General features: G+C 78.3%; 8 protein-coding genes and 1 pseudogene. 4 read left to right on the forward strand and 5 right to left on the reverse strand.

The annotated features are described in order from the left end of the window. Nucleotides 1–292: 292 nt before the first annotated feature. Complete coding sequence (locus FA014_RS17035; RefSeq protein WP_195969339.1) at nucleotides 293–568, forward strand: hypothetical protein; 276 nt, start codon at nucleotides 293–295, stop codon at nucleotides 566–568. A gap of 203 nt (nucleotides 569–771) precedes the next feature. On the opposite strand, the gene FA014_RS20200 is transcribed toward FA014_RS17035, so the two are convergent. From FA014_RS20200 to FA014_RS17055, 5 genes are all read right to left on the reverse strand, one after another. Continuing rightward, a complete protein-coding gene (locus FA014_RS20200) occupies nucleotides 772–945 on the reverse strand; it encodes a hypothetical protein (RefSeq protein ID WP_195969340.1) in 174 nt (57 codons plus the stop codon). A gap of 76 nt (nucleotides 946–1,021) precedes the next feature. Next, entirely contained in the window at nucleotides 1,022–1,603 is a 582-nt protein-coding gene (gene mscL, locus FA014_RS17040; RefSeq protein ID WP_154730832.1) for a large conductance mechanosensitive channel protein MscL, read from the reverse strand. Between the two features lie 39 nt (nucleotides 1,604–1,642). Further along, the gene (locus tag FA014_RS17045) at nucleotides 1,643–2,458 is read right to left on the reverse strand and encodes a flagellar biosynthesis protein FlgA (protein ID WP_154730833.1); all 816 of its coding nucleotides are present in this window, start codon (nucleotides 2,456–2,458) and stop codon (nucleotides 1,643–1,645) included. A 209-nt stretch (nucleotides 2,459–2,667) separates the two neighbouring features. Further along, nucleotides 2,668–2,997 (reverse strand): FmdB family zinc ribbon protein, encoded by a 330-nt coding sequence (locus FA014_RS17050; protein WP_154730834.1) that lies wholly within the window; start codon nucleotides 2,995–2,997, stop codon nucleotides 2,668–2,670. Between the two features lie 135 nt (nucleotides 2,998–3,132). Then, complete coding sequence (locus tag FA014_RS17055; RefSeq protein ID WP_154730835.1) at nucleotides 3,133–3,771, reverse strand: 5-formyltetrahydrofolate cyclo-ligase; 639 nt, start codon at nucleotides 3,769–3,771, stop codon at nucleotides 3,133–3,135. 102 nt (nucleotides 3,772–3,873) lie between these two features. Between FA014_RS17055 and FA014_RS17060 the strand changes: the two genes are divergently transcribed. The 3 genes and pseudogenes from FA014_RS17060 to FA014_RS17070 form a co-directional block, all read left to right on the forward strand. Then, nucleotides 3,874–5,097, forward strand: coding sequence for a molybdopterin molybdotransferase MoeA (locus tag FA014_RS17060; protein ID WP_154730836.1), 1,224 nt, complete (start codon nucleotides 3,874–3,876; stop codon nucleotides 5,095–5,097). Beyond that, entirely contained in the window at nucleotides 5,097–5,702 is a 606-nt protein-coding gene (locus FA014_RS17065; RefSeq protein ID WP_154730837.1) for a GNAT family N-acetyltransferase, read from the forward strand. The genes FA014_RS17060 and FA014_RS17065 overlap by 1 nt, the downstream gene beginning before the upstream one ends. Nucleotides 5,703–5,852: 150 nt before the next feature. Beyond that, nucleotides 5,853–6,287 (forward strand): annotated as a pseudogene (locus FA014_RS17070) (hypothetical protein); the annotation flags it as partial.

Genomic DNA, 6,287 nt, shown 5'->3' on the forward strand with positions numbered 1-6,287 from the left:
CGCCGGGGCCGCCGTGGGCGGCACCGGCGGTCGTGCGGGCACGTCCTGGACGCCGCCGGCCGCGCCCGCGGAGCCGGGATCGGGCCCGACGGAGCCGGGTGCGGCCACGGGCCCGACGGTTGCGGCCGGCGAGGGCTCGGGCGCGAGTGAGGCGGGTCCCGGCGCGGACGCGTCTGCACCGGCCCCCGGGTCGCGGACCTCGGGTTCGCCGGCCGCGGGCGCGGGCAGGACGCAGGACCGTCCGGCGGCGTCGTCGGCCGCCCCGGCGACCGCCGCCCAGATCCCGGGCGTCATGGAGGCCGCCGCCCCGATGACCGGTGCCGTCCGCGCCGTCCAGCCGACGCTCGCCGTCCCCGGCGGCCCGCGGCCCGACGTCCGACCCGGTCTGCCGATCAGCGCCTACTCCGACGACCAGCTCGACGACCTCGTCGCCTGGCTCGTCTCCGACGGCACCGAGCGCACCCCGGACGAGCTGGCCGCCGCCCTGCGCGCCGAGCTGGGGATCACCCGCCGCGGCGCCCGGGTCGACTCGGTCGTCTCGTCGGCGGTCGCCCGCGCCACGCGCTGACCCCGCGTGAGGGCGCGGGCGAGGGCGCGTCGACGTCGGTGGTTCGCGCCGAGATCGGTGCTCGGGGGGTACCGATCTCGGGCGGATGCACCGATCTCGCGCGGAGCTGGCGGTCGCGGCGGACGCGGAGGCTGCGCGGGGCAGCGAGGTGGGGCGCGCCGGCGGAGTCGGCCGCGCGCGCCGGCGTCAGGGGTGGGGCGCGGTCACCAGTGCGGGGGGACGTCGCGGCGCAGGCGGTCGTCGTTCGAGTCGGCGCGCTCGTCGCCCCAGCCGGTGTCGGAGTCGTCGGCGCTGCGGCTCGGGATGACCGGGGCGTCGTCGACCGGCCGGCGGGGGCGGTCCGTGGGCTCCGGGCGGGGCTCGGTCGGAGTGGTCACGCCCACGATTCTCCCACCGCGCGCCGGCGTCGCGGACGGCTCCGGGCGGGGCCGCTGCCCGGGCGGCCGGCGCGGGTCAGGCGAGCGGCGGGTGCCCCGGGTCGCCGGCGCCCGTCGCCCGGCCGGTCGCTCCGGGGCCCGCGGTGCCGGGCGCCTCGGCGGTGCCCGGGGCGGACGCCGAGCCGGTGTCCTGCCGCAGAGCCGGGCTCGACTGGGCGGCGAGCAGGTCGCGGATCTCCTGGAGCAGGAGGATGTCCTCGGACGGCCGCTCGGGCTCCGCCTCGACCCCGCGCTTGCGGCGCTCGGCGAGCTTGTTGAGCGGCAGCACGATGAAGAAGTAGATCGCCGCGGCGGTGATCAGGAACTGCAGCAGGGCGTTGAGGATCAGCCCCATGTTGATCGTCGCGTTGTTGATCGGCCCGATCACCCAGAGGCCGGTGATGTCCGGCTTGCCGAAGATCATGGCGATCAGCGGCGCGATGAAGCCGTCCTGGATCGCGGTGATGACCCCGCCGAACGCGGCGCCGATGACCACACCGACGGCCAGCTCGACCGCGTTCCCGCGGGAGATGAAGTCCTTGAACCCCTGGAGCACCTTCCCGGCGCCCCTGGCGCTCTGGGTGGCGGTGCGCAGCCCCTTGTTCAGCGTGTCGCTCATGCCGTGAACTCCCCCTGGTGTGACGGCGACGTGCGTCGATCATTCCACGATGACCGCGCTGAGCACGCGCGACGCGGTCGCTCCGCTCAGGGCCACGGAGTCCTCGGGGTCGACGGCGAGCAGCACCGGCGGGCTCTCGGACGCGGCGGGGCCGCCGCCCAGCAGCCCGCCGCCCGAGCCCGCGGTGTCGGCCGCCCCGCCGCGCGGCGCGAGCACGACGGCGGACCGCGCCAGCCGGGTGGCGTCGTCGCCGTCGTGCGGGGCGGCGGCGACCACGTCGACCCGCATGCCCGGCGCGAGGACCGCCGCGACCCCGGCGTCCGCGAACCGCACGGGGACGACGACGGTGCCCGGCGGGCCGGTGGCGGCGTCTGCCACGAACAGCTCCGCCACCAGCGGGAACCCCACCGGGACGGGGACCGCGAGCCGCCGGCCGACCAGGGCGTCCACCGGAGCGTCCGCCGGGGTCGTCCCGGGGGCGGCGGTCCGGTCCCCGTCCGCCGTCCCCGGGGCGACGCCGTCCTGCGTGCGCGCGCCCTCATCGGCCTCGGGACCCGGGGTCGGGGGAGGGCCACCGGTGCCCGCGGGCCCCGCCGCCCCGGCCACCGCGGCCGGGACCAGCACGCGGGGCAGCTCGGCCACCCGCACGTCGCGCGCGGCGAGCACGGCGCCGAGCGCCAGGTCGCGCGCGGCGACGGGGACCCGCACGGTCGGCGGGTCCGCGGGGCGCAGCAGCCCGACGGCGGCCAGCACGGCGAGTCCGGCGCACAGCGCGGCGAGGGGCCGGCGGGCGCGCCAGCCGAGGAGGCGCAGCCGGCGTCGGACGGGCTCGGGCAGGCGGTCGGTCAGGGGCATGCGGCGACGCTAGGCAGCCCGCGCGAGAGCAGCGGGCCCGGACCGGGTCGATCGGGGGACGACCCACTCCTCCCGGCCTGTGGAGGACTCGGTGCCCGCTCGTGGAGCCGGTTGGTCGCCGGCACCGGGCCCGCCGCGCGCGGACGGGCCGGCCGTGCCCGCGGACGGACCGGCCGCGCCCGCAGGACGGGCCGCCGGGTCCGCGCGGCTCAGCTCGCGGCGGGCTTCGCGGCGCCGGCCGAGGACGTCGAGGCGGCGGGCGCCGGGGTCGACGTGCTCGGGGTCGACCCGGACGACGACGTGGCCGCCGTGCTCGAGGAGGACGAGCCGCCGGTGCTCGCGCCGGTCGTGGAGCTGGTGGTCGACCGCGAGTCGTTGCGGTAGAAGCCCGAGCCCTTGAACACGACGCCGACGGAGGAGAACACCTTGCGCAGCCGGCCGCCGCAGGCGGGGCACTCGGTGAGCGCCGCGTCGCTGAACGACTGGTGGATGTCGAAGGCGTGGCCGCACTCGGTGCAGGTGTAGGCGTAGGTGGGCACTGCTGTCTCCCGCGGATGACGTGACCTGGGTGGACAGGGAGCCGGTCGCCGGCCGTCGCCGTCCGCGCCCTGGCACTCCCTCTGTCCGAGTGCCAATGATACGCGGGCCCGCGGTATTCCTCGCGAGGCGGCGGTTCAGCCCCCGAGCCGGGCCCAGCGCTCGGGCGTCGCCACCATGTCGACAGTCCGGTCGTGGGGCTCGTGCGGCAGCGGCCGGGTCGCGGCGTCGTACAGCTCCTCGGCGAACACCAGCGCGATGACCGGCGTGCCGGGCCGGGCGTGGGCGAGGGCGCGGTCGTACCAGCCGCCGCCCTGCCCGAGCCGGTTCCCGGCGGTGTCGACGGCGAGCGCGGGCGCCACGATGACGTCGACCCCGGCGATGGCGTCCGCGCCGAGCGACGGGCCGGACGGCTCCGGCGGCCGGCCGGGCGCGCGCTCGAGCAGGTCGTGCCGTCCGGCGAACCACGCCCACTCGCGCTGCAGGCCCGCGCCGAGCACCGGGAGCAGCACCCGCGCCCCGCGCGCGGCGAGGGCGTCGAGCAGCGGACCGGTGTCGGGCTCGGTCGGCCGCGCGCTGTACGCGGCGACGACGCCGGCGTCCGCGAGGGCGGGGATCGTCTCGACCACGTCGACGAACGCGTCCGCCGCGGCGGCCCGCAGCCGGGGCGACCGGGCGCGCCGCACGGCGCGGATCGCGGCGCGGAACTCGTCCTTCACCTCGGTGATGCTGCTGCCGTCGGACACGTGCGGATACGGCTGGGCAGCGGCGCTCATGGCACCCAGTCTCGCAAACCACCCCGGTGCCGGGTAGGACCAAAGGGGTTGTCCGGCGCGGCCGGTGGGCGGCGGGCCGCGTCGGCCGGGCATGATGCGGGCATGAGATCCGTCCAGGACCAGCTCGCGGCGGTGCTCGCCGCGGTAGGACCGGTGGCCCCGCTCGACGTCGTGCTGGCCGATGCGTCCGGCTGCATCCTCGCCGAGGACGTCGTGGCGCCGGCGGACGTGCCGGACCGGCCGGTCGCCGCGTGCGACGGGTACGCCGTGGCCACGGGCGACCTGCGCGGCGGTGCCCCGGGCGCGCCGCTGGTGCTGCCGGTCGCGCACGACGTGCTGGCGGGCGACCCCGCGGCGCTGCGGCTGGCCCCGGGGCAGGCGGTGCGCATCGCGTCGGGCGGGCCGGTGCCCGCGGGCGCCGACGCGGTGGTGCCGGCCGAGGACACCGACCGCGGGGCGGTGCGGGTCGCGCTGCACCGCGTGCCGGAACCCGGGGAGCACGTCCGGGCCGCCGGGACGGACACGGTGCGCGGCACCGTCCTGGTCGCGGCGGGGACCCGGCTCGGGGCCCGGCAGCTGGCGACGGCCGCGGCGGCCGGGCGGGGGCGCCTGCGGGTGCACCCCGCGCCGCGCGTGGTCATCGTGTCGATCGGGTCCGAGCTCGTCGAGCCGGGCGGGCCGCCGCGGGACGGTGGCGTCTACGAGGCCGCGGGCCACGCGCTGGAGGCCGCGGTGCGGGACGCCGGGGCGACGCCGGTGCGCGTCGGCGTGGTGCCGGACGACCGCGCGGTGCTGAGCGAGGCGCTGGAGGACCAGCTGGTGCGCGCGGACGTGGTGGTGACCACCGGCGGGCTGTCGGAGTCGCAGCACGACACGCTCGCGGACGTGCTCGCGCCCCTGGGGACCGTGCGGTTCGACCAGGTGGCGATGGCGCCGGGCTTCCGGCACGGGTTCGGCACCGTCGGCGGGGGCCTGGGCGCGGTGCCGCTGTTCGCGCTGCCCGGCCACCCGGTCGCGTCGCAGGTGGCGTTCGAGGTGTTCGTGCGCCCGGCGCTGCGCGCGATGGCCGGGCACACCGACCTGTTCCGGCCGTCGGTGACCGCCCGCGCGGACGTCGGCTGGCCGTCGCCCGCGGGCGTGCGGCAGTTCGTGCCGGCCGCGGTGGTCGGGACGCCGGGCGAGGGCTACCGGGTGACGCCGGTGGGCGACCCCGCCGTGCCGTCGATCACCGGGTTCGCGCGCGCGAACGCGCTCGCCGTCGTGGGCGAGCAGGACTCCGCCGTCGTCGCCGGGCAGGTCGTGCACTGCCTGGTGCTGGAGGGCTGATGCCGCGCGGCTGGCCCGTGGCGCTCACGGACGGGGACGTCCGGCTGCGTCCGCTGCGGCGCTCGGACGAGGCGGCGTGGATGCGGCTGCGCGCGGTGAACGCCGCGTGGCTCGAGCCCTGGGACGCGACGTCCCCCGAACCGGTGACCGGCCGGCGGCCGACCTTCGGGCAGTTCGTCCGCACGCTCGACCGGCAGGCGCGGTCCGGCACCTCGCTGCCCTTCGCGGTCGAGCACGCGGGCGACCTGGTCGGCCAGCTGACGGTCTCGGGCATCACGTACGGCTCGCTGTACTCCGCGTCGATCGGGTACTGGGTCGCGCAGCACGTGGCGGGGCGCGGGATCACGCCGACGGCCGTGGCGCTCGCGACGGACCACTGCTTCACCGCGCTCGGGCTGCACCGGGTCGAGGTGAACATCCGGCCCGAGAACCGGCCGTCGCTGCGGGTGGTCGAGAAGCTCGGCTTCCGGGACGAGGGGCTGCGCGAGCGGTACCTGCACATCCAGGGCGCGTGGTGCGACCACCGGACCTTCGCCCTGACGACGGAGGACGTCCCGCGCGGCCTGCTCGCCCGCTGGCACGCGGGCCGGTCGACGGGCGTCTGACCGGTCCGTCCGCTCTGCCCGGTTTCGTCCGGGTGTGGCAGGCTGTCCCCGGCGCGCCGAATCACATCCGTGTGATTTTGGGGTCGCGCGCCGCTCGACACGCCGCGACGGGTCCGGGGCGGGTGACCGCGCCGCACCTACCGTCGTGGAGTGTACGAATTCGCCGGACCGGCCGCCCTCGTGGTGGTCGGCCTGTGGATCGCGTACCTGGTGCCGCACAAGCTGCGGCACCGGCAGCAGCTGCTGGAGTCGCGGACCGACGACCGGTTCTCCGACGCCCTGCGGGTGCTCGCCGTGACCGGCCCGGAGGGGTCCGGCCGCCGGCGGCGCGCGGAGGTGGCGGGAGGAGTCCGGCAGGACTGCGGCCCGGTGGAGAAGCGGGCCGGGCTGCTCACCCCGGGGACGGGGAACCGGCTCGCGACGACGGAGAGGGGAGGGGCCGAGGTGGACCGACCGCACGGGACCCAGGACAGGATCGGCGCCGACGCCGCCCGTCGTGCCGCGCAGCTGCGGGCCGCCCACGCCCACGACGACCCACCCGACGACGGTCGCCGCCAGGAGCACGCCGGCGAGCGCGCCGCGGCG

It is taken from the genome of Cellulomonas hominis, from assembly GCF_005239125.1.
In the GTDB taxonomy this organism is placed as follows: Bacteria; Actinomycetota; Actinomycetes; order Actinomycetales; family Cellulomonadaceae; genus Cellulomonas; species Cellulomonas hominis_A.

Bases quoted from the DNA above. Each gene is read 5' to 3' on its own strand.
- FA014_RS17035 (WP_195969339.1), top strand. From the start codon at position 293: ATGGAGGCCGCCGCCCCGATGACCGGTGCCGTCCGCGCCGTCCAGCCG.
- mscL (WP_154730832.1), bottom strand. From the start codon at position 1,603: ATGAGCGACACGCTGAACAAGGGGCTGCGCACCGCCACCCAGAGCGCC.
- FA014_RS17045 (WP_154730833.1), bottom strand. From the start codon at position 2,458: ATGCCCCTGACCGACCGCCTGCCCGAGCCCGTCCGACGCCGGCTGCGC.
- FA014_RS17055 (WP_154730835.1), bottom strand. From the start codon at position 3,771: ATGAGCGCCGCTGCCCAGCCGTATCCGCACGTGTCCGACGGCAGCAGC.
- FA014_RS17060 (WP_154730836.1), top strand. From the start codon at position 3,874: ATGAGATCCGTCCAGGACCAGCTCGCGGCGGTGCTCGCCGCGGTAGGA.
- FA014_RS17065 (WP_154730837.1), top strand. From the start codon at position 5,097: ATGCCGCGCGGCTGGCCCGTGGCGCTCACGGACGGGGACGTCCGGCTG.